1 protein-coding gene is annotated in these 598 nt (G+C 45.2%); it reads left to right on the forward strand.

All coding sequences use genetic code 11. From position 1 onward, the window contains the following. Positions 1-598 (forward strand): hypothetical protein (locus J7439_RS25910; protein ID WP_209204937.1); only part of this gene is annotated, 598 nt, incomplete at both ends.

The following is a 598-nucleotide window of genomic DNA, read 5'->3' on the forward strand; positions in this document are numbered from 1 at the left end:
AAAATGAGAAAACACTTCGCCAATGTCTTAATCAGCATGGTTGTACCACTGAACATGGAGACGACAATAGTGATGAAGATCTTTTAGAATCAAGTCAAATGAAAGCACTGGCTCTGTTCTTCTCTGGACCCGCAAAATGGCGCATGAAAATTGCCGAATTCCAACAATATCTGGCTGCCCACAAGAGTTCTCGACATGACAGAGTGGCTGTTCGTGCTGCGCTGAAATCATTGCTACCGATATTGGCTATCCATGGAGGAACTGGTATCCAGTTCTGGATTGAAAAACACCGTGAAGATCCGCGCTGCAATGAATTACTCACTAAGGCATTATCCATTCCTGCACCACTGGCTTTAACAAAATTTGCACTAACGCAGCTCCCTGAATCTGAGATGCAGGAATACCTTGAACTGTGCAGAAACCTTAAGCCACCCCCAACTCAGGAACAGTGGTATGCATTAAAACCACTCCGCCAACAGCTTGGCGAGCGATTTGAGTACACGCTGTCGAAACGCATAATGCTGGAGATTCTCTGGCAACAATCAGAAGATAACCGCTCAAAATACGCGGATAAGATGGATGAGCTATTCAAAACCGT

Origin of the sequence: Salinisphaera sp. G21_0, from assembly GCF_017744115.1 — a bacterium.
In the GTDB taxonomy this organism is placed as follows: domain Bacteria; phylum Pseudomonadota; class Gammaproteobacteria; order Pseudomonadales; family Endozoicomonadaceae; genus Endozoicomonas.